Origin of the sequence: Kribbella sp. NPDC051718 (assembly GCF_040681515.1) — a bacterium.
In the GTDB taxonomy this organism is placed as follows: domain Bacteria; phylum Actinomycetota; class Actinomycetes; order Propionibacteriales; family Kribbellaceae; genus Kribbella.
Window position 1 is genome coordinate 144,150 of sequence record NZ_JBFAYZ010000007.1, and the last position, 17,343, is coordinate 161,492.

Below are 17,343 nucleotides of genomic sequence, written 5' to 3' on the forward strand. Positions count from 1 at the left end.
GCCGCCTTAACCTGCCGCGATTACTGCCCGGAGTCAAACGCCGAAAGTGCTGCGTTGCCCGATCGTGATGAGCAGGAAATCGTCCCGTATCGTGGGACAACTCGCAGTACAGCATGCACGCACACAGGGTCGCTGGCGACGCGCTGTCACTGGCACCGACGGGCCACTGGGCAACTACTTGCGCAGGGGCGAGAAGTACACGAAAGACAGCGGATCCAGGGTCTTGCCGACGTTCTCGAGGTCCTGCCCCGCGACCACCGTCAGCCGGCCCTGCCAGACCGGGATCACCGGTGCTTCCTGCGCCAGCAGGTTCTGCAGATCGGTCAGTAACGCTTCGCGTTCGAGCTGGTTCTGCTCGGCGATCTGCTGGTCCATCAACTTGTTCGCCGCCGAGTTGCGATAGCCGTTCTGGAAGAGACCACCGTCGCGGACGAAGGGCTGCAGGTAGTCACCACTGTCCAGGTAGTCGGGGATGAGGCCGCCCTGGTAGAGGTCGTATGCCCCGGCCCTGGCGAGTTGCTGGTACCTCGGCCACTCAGCGCTCTTGAGCACGACCTTGAACAGTCCCGACGCCTCCAGTTGCCGCTTCAGCTCCAGTACTTCGGCCTTGGCGCCCGCACCGTACTGAACCGGCGTCCACCCGACGGTCAGGGTCACCGGCGCCGTGATGCCTGCTTCGCGCAGGATCGCGGTCGCAGCCGTCTTGTTCGGGTCCTTGTACTGCGTCCGGAACGCGTCCACCTGCCCGGCGAACCCGGGTGGCACCACGGAGTACAGCGGCGTCACGTGGTCGCCGTACGCCTTCTTCGCGATGGCCGGCCGGTCGATCAGCTGGGCCACGGCGCGGCGTACCGCGGGCTTGCGCGAGACGAGCGAGGCCATGTGGAAAGCGAAGAAGCGGATCTCCGCCGATCCGGCGTCGACGACCTGCAGCTTCCCGTCGGCGCGCAATCTGTCCAGCGCGCTCGGTCCGAACCCGTGGACGCCGAAGTCGGCTTTGCCGGTCTTCAGTGCCTGTTCCAGCGCCGCCGCGGTCGTCAGCAGGCTGATCTCGACGGTGTCGTTCTGCGCGGCCCGCGGTCCGCGGTAACCCTTGAACCTACCGAGCACCGCCTCCGAGCCCGCCTTGTACGACTTCAGCTGGTACGGCCCGCTGCCCATCGCGTTGTCGCTGAGCAGCTTGCTCGCCGGGTAGAACTGCTCGTCGACGATCGACGCCGCCGTCGTGGTCAGCAGATACGGCAACCGCGCGTCAGGCTTCTTCAGCGTGAACACGGCCGTCAACTTGTCCGGCGTACTGACCGAGGCGACCGAGCTGAACAGGCCGGCCGGGCCGCCGGGCGTCTTCAGCCGCAGCATCCGGTCGAAGCTGAACTTCACGTCCGACGAGGTGAGTTCATGCCCGTTCGGGAAGGTCAGTCCGTTCTTCAGGCTGCACGTGTACGTCGTCGGCGCGTCGTACTGGCAGTCGGCGGCGTCCGGCACCGGCGACGGCTTGTCCGGCAGGATCGTGAGCAGCGTCTGGTACAGGTTGGCCTGCAGGGTGCGGGAGCCGATGTCGTACGGTCCGGCCGGGTCGAGCGAGCTGACCGAGTCGGTGGTCGCAACCTTGATGACCATTTCCTTCGGCGCCGTCCCACCCTGGCTCGGGTGATCCGCATTCGGTTTGCCGCAGGCCGCGAGCGACCCCGCCAGCACCCCGACCGCCGCCAGCCACACGGCACGCCGCTTGATCACCGTCACCACCTCGAACCCTCCCCAGAACGCCCCCGTAAGCACCCAAAGAAGGTAGCCCCTCAGCGGAGCAAGTCGCGCAGCGCGTCCGGGCTGAGTGATTCAAGTGACTCCAGCACCAGCCGCCGCGGGGCCGGCGGGATCGTCACCCACTGCGGTACGGCGACCACGAACGCGCCCGCCGCGGTACCCGACTGGGTGCCGCCCGGCGAGTCCTCGATGACGACGCAGTTGGCCGGTTCGACGCCGAGCTCGGCCATCGCGGTCAGGTACGGCTCCGGATGCGGCTTCCCGTTGGTCACCTCGTCGCCGGCTACCACCACGTCGAACAGATCCGGCGGCAGATGGGACAGGACCGCCTCGATCATCGTCCGGTACGACGCCGACACCAGCGCGCATGGGATGCCCGCCGCCTTCAGCCCGGTCAGCAACTCCAGCGCGCCGGGACGTACCTCGACCTCGTCCTTCAGCGTGCGGATCACCTCGCCGTAGATCCGCGCCGCGAGGTCGTCGGGCTGGATCAGGCCCTCGGGCAGCTGCGCCATCCAGACCTTCAGCGCGTCGCTGAGGTCACTGCCGACCAGCGCCAGGGAGTCCTCCGCGGTCCAGGTCGCGCCGAGCTCGGCCAGCACCGAGATCTGGACTCGCACCCAGACGGGCTCCGAATCGACCAACGTGCCGTCCATGTCCCAGAGCACCGCTTGGAGCGTCATGGCTCGATCCTATGTAAGCCAGGGGCGACACCTTTCCGCTGGCTGTGAAACCGCAGCCAGCGAGTGGGCGATAGAAGTAGGCTGGGCAGTCCGGTAAGGCACAGAGACGACTAGGACAGGGGATGGCGAGTGGCAGATCTCGCGAACCTTAGGGATCCGGTCGTGATCGCCGCGTTCGAAGGCTGGAACGACGCGGCCGAGGCGGCCACCGGAGCGGTCGATCACCTGATCGAGGAATGGGACGCCGAGCTCGTCCTGGCGATCGACCCCGAGGACTACTACGACTTCCAGGTGAAACGGCCCGAGGTCGAGTTCGACGACGAAGGAGTCCGGCGGCTGACCTGGCCGACCACCCGGATCTACCTGGCGCGCCCGGATGACACCGGCCGGGACGTGATCCTGATCCGCGGTATCGAGCCGAACATGCGCTGGCGCGGTTTCTGCCGGGAGCTGCTCGAGGTCGTCGACGAGTCGAACACGCAGCTCGTCGTCGTGCTCGGCGCGCTGCTCGCCGACTCGCCGCACACTCGGCCGATCCCGGTCACCGCGTCGTCGTCCGACCCGGAGCTGAACGCGTCGTGGAGCCTCGAGCCGTCGAGCTACGAGGGCCCGACCGGCATCACCGGCGTCTTCGCCGACCTGTGCACCACGCTCGGCGTACCGGCCGTGTCGATCTGGTCGGCGATCCCGCACTACATCGCGGGGACGCCGTGCCCGAAGGCGTCGCTGGCGCTGCTCAGCAAGGTCGAGGCGTTGCTGGACCTGCCGATCCCCGAGGGCGATCTGCCCGAGCTGGCTCGTGCTTGGCAGCGTGGCGCGGACGAGCTGAGCGAGGAGGACCCGGAGGTCGCGGAGTACGTCGCGTCGCTGGAAGAGCAGCGCGACACGACAGATCTGCCCGAGGCCACCGGTGACGCGATCGCGGCCGAGTTCGAGCGCTATCTGCGCCGGAGGAACACGGACCGACCCGAATAGAAAAGCTGTACTGAGGAGTAGCCTCTTCGCTTCAAGCGTTCTATTGTCGACCGGGACGCTGGGGACCAACGGGGAGCTTTCGTATGCGGAAGGTACGCGCCGACGAGCGCGGCGGTGGATCGATCGGGGCACTTGCGGTGCTCCTGGTCCTCGGTGCCGTCGCGGTCGTCGGGATCCTCGGCAACCGCAAGCACGCCGAGGCCGCGGTCGACCTGACCACGCTGACCGGCACGTCCACCCAGATGACGATCCCCTCCGCGCCACTCGACCCGCATCCGTTCGCAGTCACCGACGGATTGGTCGTCCATCCACGCAGCCAGACCGCCCTGTACTCCGCGCCCGACGGCGACGCCTTCGCCAAGATCGGGCCGACCCAGTTCGGCCCGACCTGGCTGCCCGTCGTCGAGCAGTCGGACGGCTGGCTGCGCGTGCTCCTGCCGTCGAAGCCGAACCGGTCGACCGGGTGGATCCGCGACGAGGAGCTGGATCGCGCCTCCTCGTCGTACCTGATCCGGGTGCACACGGCGTCGCGGACGATCGAGTTGTTCGAGCAGGGCAAAAGCCTCGGCAGCTGGAAGGCCGGCGTCGGCGCGCAGAAGACGCCGACACCGCCCGGCCGGACGTTCCTGCTCGGATCCATCATCGACAACAAGCGGTCGGCGTCGCCGATCGTGCTGCCGTTGGGTGCGCACAGTCCCACGTTGGACACGTTCGGTGGCGGTCCTGGTACCGTCGCGATCCATGGCTGGCCCAGACCGGACGTCTTCGGAGCCGCGATCAGCGCCGGCTGCGTGCGGGTGCCGAAGGTCGCGCTGGCCAAACTCCAGAAGGTCCCGTTGGGGACGCTCGTTCTGATCGACAGCAAGTAAGCCTTTCGAGAGTGGGGATCTTGATGCGACGACAGTTGGTACCGACCATCACGACGTTCGCCGCCGTGACCGGGGTCGTGGCGTTCACGTTGGTGGCGAGTGCTCCGGTAGGCAATGCGGCCGCGCGGCCCTCATCGGCGTACGCGATCAGCGCCGAGGGACAGGTCCCAGTGGCCCGTACTCCGTACGCGGAATCGCTGGACGGCAAGCGGCACACCACGTCCGCGCTGGAGCTGCCGAAGAACCCACTGATCTCCTTGCGGGCCGGCACGGCGACCGCCGGGAACGACGCCGCCTCGGTCGAACTGTTCGACATCACCGTCGGGCCGAACATCCTTGATCAGATCAAGCTCCCGCCGGACCTCAAGAAGAGCTGCGACACCCTGCCCGCGACGGGCGCCGACGACCTGCCGATCCCCAAGCTCCCGCTGCCCGACCTGGGCATCCCGCTGCCGGACCTGAGCACGATCGACCTGCCGGTCAAGAATCTGCCGGACCTGTGCAAGCTGCTGCTCACCCCGCCGAGCTCGCTGCTCGGCATCGAGGGCGTCAACGTCTGGTGCTCCGGCGACACCGGCGGCGTCGACATCGGTGCGCTAACCCTGCTCGGCCAACGGATCGCCGTCCCAACGGTCAAGCAAAGCGCCTCGATCCCCGCCGCTCCCCTGGCGACGATCACCGTCAACGAACAAACCAAACACCCAGACGGCGCCTTCACCATCACCGGCCTCACCATCAACCTGGGCGGCGGCGCCGAGGTAATCCGCCTAGCCTCGGCAACCTGCGCCAAACCCGCAGCCAAACCGACCCCCAAGCCCACCACCACGCACCCCCAGCCACCCCGCGAAGCCCCGGCCCCCGCAGCCCCAGTCCCCACCCCGGTAAAAACCCACCACCCGGTAACCGGCTGACCCCCCATTTACTGTCCAAGCCCACATCTAGCGGGCTTGCACACGAACTGGTGGGCTTGAACACCCTTGGGCGACCTTGAACACGTTATTTCATGTTCAAGGTCGCCGCTTCATGTTCAAGGTCGCCGCTTCTGGCCGGCTCGGCGAGGTGCCGGGCTGTCAGGCGTACGGGCTAGAGCTTGATGCCGAGGAGTGCGTCGACTGCTTGGGCCACCAGGGCAGGGGCTTGAGTGTCGTCGCCGTTGCTCTCGGCCCACTGGTCTACAGCAGCCAGTGCTGCAACGGTGTCCAAGTCGTTGGTCAGAGCAGCGCGCAGTGCGTCGACAGCAGCCGCCCCATCCGGGCCAGTGCCCCGGCCGACAGCCCCACGCCACACGTCCAGCCGCTCCTGTGCAGCCAGCAGGTCCGACTCTGTCCAGAACCAGTCCGTTCGGTAGTGATGCGCCAGCAGCGTCAGCCGGATCGCCATCGGGTCCGTACCGGCCAGGCGCTCCTTCGACACGAGTACCAGGTTGCCCTTGGACTTCGACATCTTCTCGCCGTCCAGCCCGACCATCGCCTGGTGCACGTACGCCCGCGCGAACGGGTGCTCCCCCGTCGCCACCTGCGCCCCGCTCGCCGACATCTCGTGGTGCGGGAAGATCAGATCACTCCCACCACCCTGTACGTCGAACGTCATCCCGAGATGCTTCAACGCGATCGCCGAGCACTCCACATGCCACCCCGGCCGCCCACGCCCGAACGGGGAATCCCAAGCCGGCTCCCCCGGCCGCTCGGCCCGCCACAGCAGGCTGTCCAGCGGGTCGCGCTTGCCCTCGCGCTCCGGGTCGCCGCCGCGTTCGGCGAACAGCGCCCGCATCGTCTCCACGTCATAGCCCGAGACCCCACCGAACGCCGGGTCGGCCTTCACAGCGAAGTACAGGTCATCGTCGACGGAGTACACGGCACCCGCCCGCTGCAGGTCCTCGATCGAGCCGACGACCAGGTCGATCGACTCGACCACACCGATGTAGTCCTGCGGCGGAATCACCCGCAGCGCCGTCATGTCGTCACGGAACAACTGGATTTCGTTCTGCGCGAGATCGGTCCAGTCGACACCGGTCGCGGTCGCCCGCTCGAGCAGCGGGTCGTCAACGTCGGTGATGTTCTGCGTGTAGTGCACGTCGTACCCGGCATCGCGCCAGAGCCGGTTGATCAGGTCGAATGTGACGTACGTCGCAGCGTGCCCCATGTGGGTCGCGTCGTACGGCGTGATCCCGCAGACGTAGATCCGCGCCGACCCGTCGACTCCCGGCGGCACCTCGACCGGACCCGCCGAGGCGGTGTCGTAGAGGCGAAGACGCCGCGCCGGCCCGGGTACGACCGGGATTTCTGGTTTCGTCCACGCCTGCATGAGGAGGAGCCTATCGAGTCAGCGACTTCGCGACACGCAGCGGTTCCACTCCCCGATCCGGCGCGCGCTTCCGGCCGATCTGCGCTAGTCGAGCCCCCAGGAGTTCTCCTGGGGGCCTTCGGGTGCTTTCGGGTGAAGCGCGGTCAGACCTGGCCGGCCTTTTCCAGGGCGGCGCAGCAGGTGTTCACGATGAGGCGGGTGACGTTGTAGGGGTCGATGTTGGCATTGGGGCGGCGGTCCTCGATGTAGCCCTTCTTGTCCACCTCTACCTGCCACGGGATGCGGACCGAGGCGCCGCGGTCGGAGACGCCGTAGCTGTAGACGTCGTGCGGTGCGGTCTCGTGGGCGCCGGTCAGACGCTCTTCGATGCCGTCGCCGTAGCCGGCGATGTGCTCCTCGACCTTGCCCGGGGCGCCGAGCGACTCGCAGGCGGTGATGATCGCGTCGTAGCCCTCGCGCATGGCCTGCGTGGAGAAGTTGGTGTGCGCGCCGGCGCCGTTCCAGTCGCCCTTGGCAGGCTTGGCATCCAAGGTGGCGGCGACGTCGAACTCCTCAGCGATGCGGTAGAGCAGCCAGCGGGCCACCCACAGGTGATCGGCGGCCTCGACCGGGCCCGCCGGGCCGATCTGGAACTCCCACTGGCCGGGCATCACCTCGGCGTTGATGCCGGAGATCTTCAGGCCCGCCTCGAGACAGGCGTCCAGGTGCTTCTCGACGATCTCGCGACCGAAGACCTCGTCGGCGCCGACGCCGCAGTAGTACGGGCCTTGCGGGGCGGGGAAACCGACGGCCGGGAAGCCCAGCGGGCGTCCCTCCTGGAAGAAGGTGTACTCCTGCTCGATACCGAACCAGGAGTCCTGCTCGGCGTACTGTTCGGCGATCGGGAGCAGCTTGGCCCGGTTGTTGGTCGGGTGCGGGGTGCCGTCGACGAGGTAGACCTCACACAGCACCAGCAAGTGGTCGCCGCCGCGGATCGGGTCGGGACACGAGAAGACCGGCTTCAGCACGCAGTCCGAATTGTCGCCGGGCGCCTGGTTGGTGCTCGAACCGTCGAAGCCCCACTCCGGCAGCTCGGCGCCGTCGGCGAGGATCCTCGTCTTGGAGCGAAGCCGTGCGCTCGGCTCGGTACCGTCGATCCAGATGTACTCGGCCTTGTAGGTCAACCGTCTGTCCCTTCGTCGCGGCCGTCCCCTCAGGTGTTCCTGAACCGGCCGACGCCGACAGTGTCAATCGGCCATTACGGAGCTGTTGCTCGATTGTGAACAGCGTGTTAACCGGGTCCGGGACGACGTCAGAAGGCGGGTAGCTCGAGGACGCCTCCCTGGTCGTCGTCGCTGCCGGGCAGCGCACCCACGTAGGTCAGCCAGATCCTCGATCCGTCGGTCGAGGTCGCGATTCCGTTCAGCCGCGCGACCCCGAGCGAGTGACGCCCCAGGCGAACTCTGCGCACGCCCACGATCGAGCCGTCCTGGCGCATCCGGACAATCGTGTCGTTGCCACGGTTGCAGACGTAGAAGTCGCTGCCCGGCTGCAGCGTCGTATTGCTCGCCCGGTCAGGATGCGTGGTCTCGATCCGCACCGGAGCCAGGTCGACCGGTTGGTCGAAGGTCGACGACCTGATGGTGCGCAGGCCGCCGGGCAGGAACACCTCGTTGCCTTGCGGGCCACCGACCGTCAGCTTGATCACCTTGATCGAATCGTCGAAGGGCTGGCTGACATACAAGACGAGCTCGGGCGCGTAGCTCATCACGACGCCGAGCCGCGGCAGCGAAACCTGCCCGCGGTGTCCCCGGGCATCGCCCCAGGAGCGATGCACGAGCGGGTGGACCGTCCGCGGCGGCGCGATGCCGTCGAGCGCCTTCACCGTGTGCTCCTGTACGACGCTGCCATCAGCCACCACGACAGCGAACACGGCCCGTCCGCTACCGTCCGGCGATCGGCCGATGAGAGCGGTACCGGCAGCCGCCCTGGAAATCGCGCCGGGAACGATCTGGGCCGGGGTCCGGCCGGTGACGTCGTCGAAGTAGACACCACCTGTGCTCGGGTTGAGCGCATTGTTCAATGGACGTCCGTCCGGATCGGCGATCGACGAGGAGCCGGGGCCGTCCAGCCCGTACGGCGCGTTGGCCGGCCAGAACCGCCCGAAGGCATTGTTGATCGACATGCCGAGCGGGTTCGCGACCGCCGTCTGGTCCGCGGTCACGGCAGTGGGTGTGTAGATGCCGTTGTGCCAGTCAGGGCTCTGCGCGCTGTACAACTGGACGGCTCCGGCCAGCGCTGACGCCTGCCCGCCCGAGGCCGCGAACCGGCCCGGTACGACCAGACCGGCGCTGCCCGGATCGATGGACAGGAACGAACCCGCGGCCTGGTCCGGATTCGCCTTCGGTGCGCCGAAGTTCGACCTGCTCCCTACCAGGATGCGAGTCGGGTCACAGACCCGGCCGGGCTGGTTGAAGGCCGCAAGCACGGGATTGGAATTGATCGGGCTGCCCGGCAGGAACGTGCCGACGGGCGCGATCGCCGATGCGCCGGGAATGCCGACCGCTACGACGCGGCCGTTGATCGCCGGCACACCCCCGCGAACCTCGGCCTGGGCGCTCGGCGCGCGCGTGACGGCGTCGACACCGGCGGCCCCGCCACGCCAAGTGCCACGAGAGCCTGCCGCCGACTGATCTGGAACCCGTTTTCGGGTGTTGCCGAACCTGACATGATTCGTACCCCCTACCGCATTTCCCTGCCGCACCGATGACACAGACCAGCGAACCGCGCGGTCGTGAAGAGTCCTCATCCCTGCCCCCTGGCAGCGACCTCAGTCTTCATCGCGGGAACGGCATCGTCACCGGCTCGGACACCATCAGCCGGGCCGGTACCGCCGTACGGTCGTTGCTTCTAGCAACCGTCCGCTCACGCTCGGTCGTGCTCGGCGGTCAGAAGGCCGGCCAGGGGATTGCGGGCCAGTCGTCGCTCGGTTGCGGGAAGTTGCCGGTCTTCAGCAGGGTCGCGCAGCGCTCGCGGGTCGCGGTCAGCTCGACGGCGGTGATCAGTTCGGACAGCTCGGCACCGAGCGAACCGGCCAGCCCGTCGGCCAATTTGCGGACGTCTTCGAGCAGCTCCGGTGGTACCGGCTTGCCGGCCCAGCCCCACAGGACCGTACGGAGCTTGTCGTCCGCGTTGAAGGTGACCCCATGATCGACGCCGAAAACGCGTCCATCGCCCGGGTTCAGCACATGCCCACCCTTGCGGTCCGCATTGTTGACGACGGCATCGAACACCGCCATCCGCTGCAACGCCAGGTTGTCCGCGTGCACCAAGGTCACCGGCTTGTGCCGCCCGTCAAGCGCATCGAGCACACCGACCCACCCCTTCGGCACCCGCCCTTGCGGAACGATGTCGACCAGCTCCGTCTTGCCCGGAGCCAACTCGACCTCATCGATCCACAGCTGCACCATGCCCACGCCCAGCGGCCCGTCCCGAAGCAGAGTCGGCGGTACGACCTGCCAACCGAGCGCCTCGGACACCACGTACGCCGCGTACTCCCGCTCGGCCAGTGTCCCGTCCGGGAAGTCCCACAGCGGCCGCTCACCCTCGACGGGTTTGTAGACGACCGTCGCCGACTCGCCGTCGAGGCTCACCGTGCCCTGAAAGGTCCCGTTGGACGCGGCCACCAGGCGGCCGAGCAGATCCAGCTCGCCACGCGCGAGCAGGTCCGGGTCGATCATTCGCGGACGTGCCTGCGGTAGCCGTTGGCGCGCGGGCAGATGTGCCCATCCGGGTCGATCGGGCGGCCGCAGAACGGGCAGCTCGGCCGCCCGGACGCGACCAGCGCGACCGCCCGGCGGGCGAACGCGCGGGCCTGCTCCTCGCTGATCCGGACGATGAACACCTCACCGTCGTCGGACTCCAGCGCCGCCGCCACCGGGTCGGGCTCCTCCTCGGCCTGCTCGCCGGCCACTACGACCGCGAAGACCTCGATCACCACCTTCTCGGCGTCGGCCTCCCAGGCCAGCGTCATGGTGCCGGCCCGGAACTCCTCCTCGATCGGCTGCTCCAGCGGATCGGTGTCGTCGACCGTGGTCTGGCCGGCCGGCTCGCGGTCGAACCGCCGCGCGACCTCGTCCAGCATCACGTCCAGCCGCTCCGCGAGCGCCATCACCTGTTCCTTCTCACAGGCCACCGAGGTCAGCCGGTTACCCGCCCTGGCCTGCAGGAAAAAGGTCCGGGCACCGGGTTCACCGACGGTGCCGGCGACGAACCGGTCCGGATCGTCATACGAATGCACTACGCGCGCCATGTCTTAGACCCTATTACCGTCCGCCTACAACGGCGTCAGAGGACTGTACTGCGGACTTCTTCGCGCGGCCCTTGGCCTTCTCCGGCGGCTTCGGGATCAGCGAGGTGAGCTCGCTGCCGGAGTCGTTCAGCCTGACCAGGAAGGGCCTGGTCCTGGTGTAGGTGATGATCGTGGTCGAGGCGGTGTCGACGACGATCCGCTGGAAGCTGTCCAGATGCTGGCCGAGGGCATCGGACACGATCGCCTTGATCACGTCCCCGTGCGACACGGCGACCCAGACCGCGCTCTCCCCGTGCGAGGCCGCGATCGCGGCGTCGTGCGCGCGGATCGCGTCCACCGCGCGCTGCTGCATGCCGCGCATCGACTCGCCGTTCGGGAAGGTGACGCCCGACGGGTGCTGCTGGACGACCGCCCAGAGCGGGTCCTTGGCCAGGGTGGCGATCTTCTGCCCGGTCCAGTCGCCGTACCCGCATTCGGTCAGTCGCCGGTCCGTTGCCGGACGCAACGCCGGGTGGTGCTTGGCGATCGCCGCCGCGGTCTGCTTGCAGCGGTCCAGGGGCGAGGTGACGATCGCGGCCAGTGGCAGCGAGGCGAGCCGCTCGGCCACCGCGGCGGCCTGCTGCAGGCCGGTCTCGTCGAGCTTCACCCCTGGCGTCCGCCCGGCCAGTACGCCGGAGGTATTGGCACTGCTGCGTCCGTGCCGGACCAGAATCACCGTGGGCATAGACCGCACGTTATCCGGTCGGGCAAGTCACCGATGCCATGATGTGACCGTGATCGTGGATTGCGGGGTCTATTCGGAGGGTCAGCGGCACGACCTGCCCAAGGACCCCGAGACGGTGGCGCGGACCATCGGCGACGACCAGCAGGCGTTCGGCTGGGTCGGCCTGTACGAGCCGACCGAGGCCGAACTGACCCGCGTCCAGGACCTGTTCAAGCTGCACCCGCTCGCCGTCGAGGACGCGCTCGAACCGCATCAGCGGCCCAAGGTCGAGCGCTACGACGACTCGTTCGTGATGGTCCTGCGCACGCTCTGGTACGTCGACGCCGAGGACGCCGTCGAGACCGGCCAGGTCAGCATCTTCGTCGGCCGCCGGTACGTCGTCACCGTCCGGCACGGTGAGGGCGCCCCGCTGACCACCGCCCGGCAGGACCTGGAGGAGCGCGCCGCGGTCCTCGGCCACGGCCCGGCCGCCGTGCTCTGGGCGATCTGCGACTCGATCGTGGACGGCTACGAGACGGTCGCCGAGGCGGTCGAGGTCGACGTCGACGAGGTGGAGACCTCGGTCTTCTCCCCCGAGCGGACCAGCGACGCCGCCCGGATCTACACGCTCAAGCGCGAGGTGCTGGAGATGCGCCGAGCGATCGCCCCGCTGCGGGAGCCGATCGAGGCGTTCGCGCACGGCGCCGTACCGGGGATCAGCCACGAGGCCGCGCCGTTCTTCCGCGACGTCGCCGACCACGTGATCCGGGTCTCCGACCAGACCGAGGCGCTCGACACCCTGCTCAGCTCGGCCCTGAACGCGCACCTGGCCCGCGTCTCGGTCCAGCAGAACGACGACATGCGCCGGATCTCCGCCTGGGTCGCGATCGCCGCCGCGCCGACGATGATCGCCGGCGTCTACGGGATGAACTTCCACAACATGCCCGAACTCCGCTGGCACTACGGCTACTACGCCATCGTCGCCCTGATGGTCGTGACCTGCAGCACCATGTACGCCGGCTTCCGGAAGGCCGGCTGGCTCGGCCCCTCGTAGTACCCGGCGCTGATTTTGAACCAGGACGCCGCTTCGTGCGTCTGAGCCGGTACGACGAGACGCCCGGGCGTTGGGAGCAGCCCGGGCGTCTCGTCGTACCGGCTGGGCTCAGGTGGCGGTGATCGTGCTGGTGGCGAGCAGGATCAGGATGACGACGCCGAGCAGGACGCGGTAGAAGGCGAAGATCGACGTCGAGTGCTTGGCGACGAAGCGGATCAGCCAGGCGACCGAGGCGTACCCGACGATGAAGCTGACGATCGTGCCGACCAGCAGCGGTACCGCGCCGATGTCACCGCCGAGCGCGTCCTTCAACTCGAAGACCGCTGCCCCGACGAGCGCCGGGATGCCGAGCAGGAAGGCCATCCGCGTCGAGGCGACCCGGTCGAGCCCGCGGAACAGGCCGGCCGTGATGGTCGCGCCGGACCGGGACACACCCGGGATCAGCGCCAGGCACTGGATCAGGCCCATCACGATCGCGTCGATCAGCGTGATCCGGGTCAGCGGCCGCGCCTTGCTGCCCAGTTTCTCGGCCGCGACCATGAAGAACGACCAGACGATCAACGAGCCCGCGACCCACCACATGCTGCGCAGCGGGCCGGAAATGATGTCCTTGGCCAGGAAGCCGATGATGCAGATCGGCAGCGAGCCGACGATCACGAACCAGCCCATCCGGTGGTCGAACTCGCCGCGGTGCTCGGGGTGGCGCAGGCCGCGGAACCAGGCGACGGCGTACCGGCTGATGTCCTTCCACATGAAGAGCACGACAGCCGCGATCGCGCCGAACTGGATCACCGCGGTGAACGCGGTGACGGCCGGGTCGTCGATCTTCATGCCGAGCAGCTTCGACGCGATGGTCAGGTGGCCCGTGCTGGAGACGGGCAGGAATTCGGTCAGGCCCTCGACGATGCCGAGGATGATGGCGTCCCAGATCGACATGGGGTGTCAGTCACCGATCCCGGCGAGGTCGAGTGCCTCGGCCACCGTGCGCAGGGTCGCGATGCGCTGCTCCACGGTCGGCTCGAAGGGGGTCAGGGCGACTGTCGTGGTCCCGGCTTCGGCGTACGCCGTGAGCTTGTCGGCGATCCGCTCCTTGCCGCCGAGCAGCGAGATGGAGTCGATGAAGCCGAGCGGTACGGCCGCCATCGCCTCGCGGTGCTTCTTGGCCAGGTACAGGTCCTGGATCTCCTTGGCCTCGTCGGCGTACCCCATCCGGACCGCGAGGTTGTTGTAGAAGTTCTTCTCCCGGCTGCCCATCCCGCCGATGTAGAGCGCGGTGTAGCCGCGGATCGGGTCCGCGCCGGCCTCGATGTCGTCGCCGACCACGACCGGGACCGACGCGACGACGTCGAACCCGTCCATGCCGAGCCCCTCTTGACGGGTCGCGCGACCCGCCTTGATCAGGTTCAACTGCTCTCCCAGGTAAGCGGGGTCGTTGAGGATGCCGAGCCAGCCGTCGGCGATCTCGCCGGCCAGCTCGAGGTTCTTCGGCCCGACCGCGGCCAGGTAGATCGGCACGTGGTCGCGGACCGGCCGGATGGACAGCTTGAGCGGCTTGCCGGGCCCGTCCGGCAGCGGCAGGGTGAAGTGCTGACCCTCGAACTTGACGGTCTCCCGGCGCATCGCCGAGTTCACGATCTCGACGTACTCGCGGGTGCGGCTCAGCGGCTTGTCGAACCGGACGCCGTGCCAGCCCTCCGACACCTGCGGACCCGACACGCCGAGGCCGAGCCGGAACCGGCCGTTCGAGAGCCGGTCCAGGGTGGCCGCGGTCATCGCCGTCATCGCCGGCGTCCGGGCCGGGATCTGGAACACCGCCGCCCCGATGTCGATGGTGGAGGTCTGGGCGGCGATCCAGCTGAGCAGCGTGGCGGCGTCCGAGCCGTACGCCTCCGCGGCCCAGGTGACCGAGAATCCGAGTGCCTCGGCCTCCTTCACCAGCCTCAGATGATCGAGATGGTCGTCGCCACCGAAGACGAAGCCGATGTTGAGTCCGAGTCGCATGACAGGCGAGCCTAACGAGCCCTTGTCGGTGGCCCGCAATAGGCTCGCTCCATGCAGCAGCGCTATCTCGGTCACAGTGGCCTCACGGTGAGCAGGCTCGGCCTGGGCACCATGTCCTGGGGACGCGACACCGACGAACACGAGGCGCGCGAGCAGCTGGCCGCCTTCGTGGCCGCCGGTGGCACCCTGATCGACACCGCGGCGGCGTACGGGGACGGTGACAGCGAGCGGCTGATCGGGTCGCTGCTCGGCGACGTGGTGGACCGCGACGATCTGGTGATCGCGACCAAGGCCGGCTTCAGCGTCCGGCGGGGCGAGCGGATCACCGATACCTCCCGCGGCGCGCTCCTGCGCGACCTGGAGGGGTCTCTACGGCGGCTGAACGTCGACTACATCGACCTGTGGCAGCTGCACACCTGGTCGGACGACGTGCCTCTCGAGGAGACCCTGTCGGCTTTGGACCACGCGGTGAGTTCGGGCAAGGTCCGGTACGTCGGCGTGTCCAACTACGCCGGCTGGAAGTCCGCCCGGGCGGTCACCTGGCAGCAGGCCTGGCCGGGGCGCGCAGTACCGGTCTCGAACCAAGTGGAGTACTCGCTGCTCGCCCGGGACGCCGAGGCGGACGCCATCCGGGCCGCCGGCGGGCTCGGCATCGGCGTACTGGCGTGGTCGCCGCTTGGGCGGGGTGTGTTGACTGGGAAGTACCGGACCGGCATCCCCGCTGACTCGCGGGCGGCGTCTCAGCATCTGTCCAGATTCGTCGACCCCTATCTCGACGGGCGAGGTTCGGGCATCGTGGAAGCGGTCGCCCGTGCCGCTGACGGACTGGGCTGGACCCCGCTCGAGGTGGCGCTCACCTGGGTCAGGGACCGGCCCGGGGTGACCGCGGCGATCGTCGGGGCCCGGACGGCGATGCAGCTGAAGTCGGTACTGGGTGTGGAGGAACTCACTCTGCCGCCGGCCATCGTGGCGGCGCTGGAGGATGTTTCGTGAGGTAATGCTTGTTCCGGAAGGTTCGGAGGTGCGGATGGCCGAATACGAGTTGCAGCAGTTCGAGGTTTCCCGGACGGAGACGCGTGGGGCTGTGCGGCGGCTGCTCACTGAGCACGCCGAGTACGGCGGCTGGGAACTCGCCCGGCTACGGCGCTATCCCGACGGCACCCGCCGGGTCTGGCTCCGCCGCCGCATCATCAAGGTGATGCGGACCCTCTAGAGGTTGTGCCTAGAGGTCGTGCCGGACCCAGACGTTCGGCTCGACGTACACGGCGTAGTTGTGCTCGACGTCACAACGCACCGGCACGAGTGCCTTCGGGACGATGACCTCGCCCGTACGGTCGAACGGCAGCCCGGTCCATTCGCGCCACTCGTCGAGCGAGCCCGCCATCACCATCGACCGCTCCGCGACCTGCACGATCTCGGCGCCCGCCTTCACGTGCACCCGTAGCCACGGGTCGACCGGCAGACCGTCCGCACGGAACTGCTGGATGTACTCGGCCATCGGCTGATGCGGATCCTGCTTCCCGTTCGGGCGTACCGGTGCGTAGAGCGTCTTCAGGCCCATCGCCTGGACGTTGCGGCGCATGGTCGCGAGCATCTCGTGCGACAAGCCGCGGCCGAGGTGGCTGGCGGTGATCGAGATCTCCAGGGCGCTGGCGACTGTCGGCGTACGGCCGTGGCGATGATCCGCGACGCCCCAGATCAGCGCCCGGTCCCAGCCGCCGCTGGGTAGCTCTTTGCGATCCTCGTTCGGAAACTCGAACGGGATGCTGCGTCCGTGGGCGACCAGGTCGTCGCCCTCCACCGCCATCAGGCAGTGCTCGGGGAACAGCTCCGGCACCCGGCCCATCAGCGAGCCGCCGATCGGATCCTGCGCCATGAACGTCGGCCAGCCGCTCTTGAACCCCTCCAGCAGCTCGAACAGCTCAGGCCGCTCGGCCAGGGTGGTGATCACGATCTCGTCGGACATGAATCGCAGTCTGGCAGGGAGCGCTCTCCGCCGCAGCCGCATTTCTCCTCACGACCAGCACTCCGATGGCGACTGAGGCAGTCACCGCGCCCGCGCCGATCAAAGTGTGTTCTGCACCGGCGGCGGCGATCACCGATCCACCGACCAGCAGGCCGGCCGAACTACCCGCGTTCACCACCACAGTCTGGCCCGAGAGCAACGCGCGCCGCTCAGCGCCGGTCGATGATCTCGTGATCACTCGCGAGATCGCCGTGATCCCGAGCACCAGAGTCGCTCCGGAGAGCGCGGCAACTGCAGCGATCGCCGGGGGCGTCGTCCAGATCCCCATTCCGATCCAGCACAGACCCATCAGCGTCCAGGCGAGAGCAGCCAGCGGCGCCGGAGAGAAACGCCGGACCACGGCCAGCGACACGATCGTGCCCACCACCGAGCCCAGGCCGTAGCCCGACATCCCCGCTGCGAGATACACCCCTGGCCGGCCGCGCTCAGCACCGATCACGGACAGCCCGAGAGGGAACGCGAACCAGGTGAAAGAGCCGGTACCGCGCGCAATCCAGCCGTACAAGACGTCGGGCCGTCCCGCCAGGCTGCCCCGGATCGAGGGCGCCTCCGCCACGGCCGGAGAGCGCTCCCCGACGATCCCGATCGCGAGCAGCCCTGCGATCAGTACGGCGACCGCCTCCACCCACAACATCGCGTCGGTGAACCCGGCCGCCACCGCCAACGCCCCTCT

Annotated in this window: 18 protein-coding genes; 6 read left to right on the forward strand and 12 right to left on the reverse strand. The window is 68.3% G+C overall.

What is annotated here, in order from left to right; genetic code table 11:
- Positions 1-174: 174 nt before the first annotated feature.
- Both AB0M15_RS26050 and AB0M15_RS26055 read right to left on the reverse strand, forming a co-directional pair.
- Positions 175-1,779, reverse strand: coding sequence for an ABC transporter substrate-binding protein (locus tag AB0M15_RS26050; protein ID WP_363824052.1), 1,605 nt, complete (start codon positions 1,777-1,779; stop codon positions 175-177).
- A gap of 17 nt (positions 1,780-1,796) precedes the next feature.
- A complete protein-coding gene (locus AB0M15_RS26055; protein ID WP_363824053.1) occupies positions 1,797-2,447 on the reverse strand; it encodes an HAD family phosphatase in 651 nt (216 codons plus the stop codon).
- Between the two features lie 129 nt (positions 2,448-2,576).
- Here AB0M15_RS26055 and AB0M15_RS26060 point away from each other — a divergent pair, with 129 nt between their 5' ends.
- The 3 genes from AB0M15_RS26060 to AB0M15_RS26070 all read left to right on the forward strand — a co-directional run bounded on the left by AB0M15_RS26060 (position 2,577) and on the right by AB0M15_RS26070 (position 5,202).
- Complete coding sequence (locus tag AB0M15_RS26060) at positions 2,577-3,422, forward strand: PAC2 family protein (RefSeq protein ID WP_343972602.1); 846 nt, start codon at positions 2,577-2,579, stop codon at positions 3,420-3,422.
- A gap of 83 nt (positions 3,423-3,505) precedes the next feature.
- Positions 3,506-4,291, forward strand: a complete 786-nt coding sequence (locus AB0M15_RS26065) for a L,D-transpeptidase (protein WP_363824054.1) — start codon at positions 3,506-3,508, stop codon at positions 4,289-4,291.
- 23 nt (positions 4,292-4,314) lie between these two features.
- Entirely contained in the window at positions 4,315-5,202 is an 888-nt protein-coding gene (locus tag AB0M15_RS26070; RefSeq protein WP_363824055.1) for a hypothetical protein, read from the forward strand.
- A 172-nt stretch (positions 5,203-5,374) separates the two neighbouring features.
- Here AB0M15_RS26070 and mshC read toward each other — a convergent pair whose 3' ends face one another.
- The 6 genes from mshC to AB0M15_RS26100 all read right to left on the reverse strand — a co-directional run bounded on the left by mshC (position 5,375) and on the right by AB0M15_RS26100 (position 11,610).
- Positions 5,375-6,595, reverse strand: coding sequence for a cysteine--1-D-myo-inosityl 2-amino-2-deoxy-alpha-D-glucopyranoside ligase (gene mshC / locus AB0M15_RS26075; RefSeq protein ID WP_363824056.1), 1,221 nt, complete (start codon positions 6,593-6,595; stop codon positions 5,375-5,377).
- 143 nt (positions 6,596-6,738) lie between these two features.
- On the reverse strand, positions 6,739-7,758 hold the full coding sequence (gene glnII, locus AB0M15_RS26080) for a glutamine synthetase (protein WP_363824057.1): 1,020 nt from the start codon (positions 7,756-7,758) through the stop codon (positions 6,739-6,741).
- Between the two features lie 128 nt (positions 7,759-7,886).
- On the reverse strand, positions 7,887-9,167 hold the full coding sequence (locus AB0M15_RS26085) for a hypothetical protein (protein ID WP_363824058.1): 1,281 nt from the start codon (positions 9,165-9,167) through the stop codon (positions 7,887-7,889).
- Positions 9,168-9,522: 355 nt separating this feature from the next.
- Positions 9,523-10,314 (reverse strand): SCO1664 family protein, encoded by a 792-nt coding sequence (locus tag AB0M15_RS26090; protein WP_363824059.1) that lies wholly within the window; start codon positions 10,312-10,314, stop codon positions 9,523-9,525.
- A complete protein-coding gene (locus AB0M15_RS26095) occupies positions 10,311-10,886 on the reverse strand; it encodes a DUF3090 family protein (RefSeq protein WP_363824060.1) in 576 nt (191 codons plus the stop codon). Before AB0M15_RS26095 ends, AB0M15_RS26090 begins: the two co-directional genes overlap by 4 nt.
- Positions 10,887-10,899: 13 nt before the next feature.
- The gene (locus AB0M15_RS26100) at positions 10,900-11,610 is read right to left on the reverse strand and encodes a histidine phosphatase family protein (protein ID WP_363824061.1); all 711 of its coding nucleotides are present in this window, start codon (positions 11,608-11,610) and stop codon (positions 10,900-10,902) included.
- A gap of 49 nt (positions 11,611-11,659) precedes the next feature.
- Here AB0M15_RS26100 and corA point away from each other — a divergent pair, with 49 nt between their 5' ends.
- Positions 11,660-12,643 carry a magnesium/cobalt transporter CorA gene (gene corA, locus AB0M15_RS26105; protein ID WP_363824062.1) on the forward strand — a complete coding sequence of 328 codons (984 nt, stop codon included), beginning with the start codon at positions 11,660-11,662 and terminating at the stop codon, positions 12,641-12,643.
- Between the two features lie 108 nt (positions 12,644-12,751).
- Here the strand turns inward: corA and AB0M15_RS26110 are convergent, their stop codons facing one another.
- Positions 12,752-13,579 carry an undecaprenyl-diphosphate phosphatase gene (locus tag AB0M15_RS26110; protein ID WP_363824063.1) on the reverse strand — a complete coding sequence of 276 codons (828 nt, stop codon included), beginning with the start codon at positions 13,577-13,579 and terminating at the stop codon, positions 12,752-12,754.
- Positions 13,580-13,585: 6 nt separating this feature from the next.
- Positions 13,586-14,644: an LLM class F420-dependent oxidoreductase gene (locus AB0M15_RS26115; RefSeq protein ID WP_363824064.1), complete on the reverse strand. Its 1,059-nt coding sequence runs from the start codon at positions 14,642-14,644 to the stop codon at positions 13,586-13,588.
- 51 nt (positions 14,645-14,695) lie between these two features.
- Between AB0M15_RS26115 and AB0M15_RS26120 the strand changes: the two genes are divergently transcribed.
- Positions 14,696-15,637, forward strand: coding sequence for an aldo/keto reductase (locus AB0M15_RS26120; RefSeq protein WP_363824065.1), 942 nt, complete (start codon positions 14,696-14,698; stop codon positions 15,635-15,637).
- 34 nt (positions 15,638-15,671) lie between these two features.
- Positions 15,672-15,857: a DUF5703 family protein gene (locus AB0M15_RS26125; RefSeq protein WP_185445878.1), complete on the forward strand. Its 186-nt coding sequence runs from the start codon at positions 15,672-15,674 to the stop codon at positions 15,855-15,857.
- Positions 15,858-15,866: 9 nt separating this feature from the next.
- Here the strand turns inward: AB0M15_RS26125 and AB0M15_RS26130 are convergent, their stop codons facing one another.
- Positions 15,867-16,610, reverse strand: a complete 744-nt coding sequence (locus tag AB0M15_RS26130; RefSeq protein WP_363824066.1) for an N-acetyltransferase — start codon at positions 16,608-16,610, stop codon at positions 15,867-15,869.
- Positions 16,567-17,328: a hypothetical protein gene (locus AB0M15_RS26135; protein WP_363824067.1), complete on the reverse strand. Its 762-nt coding sequence runs from the start codon at positions 17,326-17,328 to the stop codon at positions 16,567-16,569. The genes AB0M15_RS26130 and AB0M15_RS26135 overlap by 44 nt, the downstream gene beginning before the upstream one ends.
- Positions 17,329-17,343: the final 15 nt, after the last annotated feature.

Bases quoted from the DNA above. Each gene is read 5' to 3' on its own strand.
- AB0M15_RS26125 (WP_185445878.1), top strand. From the start codon at position 15,672: ATGGCCGAATACGAGTTGCAGCAGTTCGAGGTTTCCCGGACGGAGACG.
- mshC (WP_363824056.1), bottom strand. From the start codon at position 6,595: ATGCAGGCGTGGACGAAACCAGAAATCCCGGTCGTACCCGGGCCGGCG.
- AB0M15_RS26130 (WP_363824066.1), bottom strand. From the start codon at position 16,610: ATGTCCGACGAGATCGTGATCACCACCCTGGCCGAGCGGCCTGAGCTG.
- AB0M15_RS26115 (WP_363824064.1), bottom strand. From the start codon at position 14,644: ATGCGACTCGGACTCAACATCGGCTTCGTCTTCGGTGGCGACGACCAT.
- AB0M15_RS26065 (WP_363824054.1), top strand. From the start codon at position 3,506: ATGCGGAAGGTACGCGCCGACGAGCGCGGCGGTGGATCGATCGGGGCA.
- AB0M15_RS26055 (WP_363824053.1), bottom strand. From the start codon at position 2,447: ATGACGCTCCAAGCGGTGCTCTGGGACATGGACGGCACGTTGGTCGAT.
- AB0M15_RS26070 (WP_363824055.1), top strand. From the start codon at position 4,315: ATGCGACGACAGTTGGTACCGACCATCACGACGTTCGCCGCCGTGACC.
- AB0M15_RS26095 (WP_363824060.1), bottom strand. From the start codon at position 10,886: ATGGCGCGCGTAGTGCATTCGTATGACGATCCGGACCGGTTCGTCGCC.
- AB0M15_RS26110 (WP_363824063.1), bottom strand. From the start codon at position 13,579: ATGTCGATCTGGGACGCCATCATCCTCGGCATCGTCGAGGGCCTGACC.
- AB0M15_RS26120 (WP_363824065.1), top strand. From the start codon at position 14,696: ATGCAGCAGCGCTATCTCGGTCACAGTGGCCTCACGGTGAGCAGGCTC.
- AB0M15_RS26100 (WP_363824061.1), bottom strand. From the start codon at position 11,610: ATGCCCACGGTGATTCTGGTCCGGCACGGACGCAGCAGTGCCAATACC.
- AB0M15_RS26090 (WP_363824059.1), bottom strand. From the start codon at position 10,314: ATGATCGACCCGGACCTGCTCGCGCGTGGCGAGCTGGATCTGCTCGGC.